Below are 713 nucleotides of genomic sequence, written 5' to 3'. Positions count from 1 at the left end.
CTTTGGTTGCCGCCACAAACGGCTGCATTTTTTGCACTAATACTGCTTTTTCTGAAACTTGGTCATTTAACATGCCCACCCAAAGATAAGTGCGGATCGCGTTGTAACTGCCTATCGGCCCAGTGACCCCATCTGAGCTATAACGACCATTTCTCAATACTGCCCAGTCTGGGCTAAAGCCAGCTGGCATCGTTTTCTCTAGCATGTGAACACTTGCCTTATACATTGAATCCCAGTTGTATTGCGGGTACAGAGACTGCATACGAGCAATCAGTTGTAACGGAACATAACTCGGATTCACACGGTACTGGCCGTCGGCATCAAAGCCCGTTGGAGCTGGCAACAATACCGTTCCAACTCCCGCTATGTTGACGGTTTCTTCACGTAAAATACGACTCGCGATCAGATGTCCAAGGGTTTGATAGTAATAGTTATTCCATAATCTTCCTGCCTCAACGAGGGAGTACGCTATCCACAAATCAGAATCTGACGCTGGATTAGAATCCAACACTCCGAACTGACCATTTTCTTTTCTTCCCCACAACCAAGCAGGAAGCCTTGCCGTCAAATCCCCACCAGCCAAATGTGATTGAGTCCATTTTAAAACCTGATCGAAGGTTTTAGGGTCATTGGCAACCAAGGCAAAGAACAATGCGTAAGATTGACCTTCCGAGGTCGTAATCATACGCTTGTCACTGCCATCAACGACTCGG

1 protein-coding gene is annotated in these 713 nt (G+C 47.0%); it reads right to left on the bottom strand.

What is annotated here, in order from left to right:
* A partial coding sequence (bcsZ, locus tag R7Q46_RS27070) for a cellulose synthase complex periplasmic endoglucanase BcsZ (protein WP_318078245.1) occupies nucleotides 1–713 on the bottom strand: 713 nt, incomplete at both ends.

The organism is Vibrio sp. 811 (genome assembly GCF_033339195.1).
This window is presented reverse-complemented; position numbering and strand designations above follow the sequence as displayed.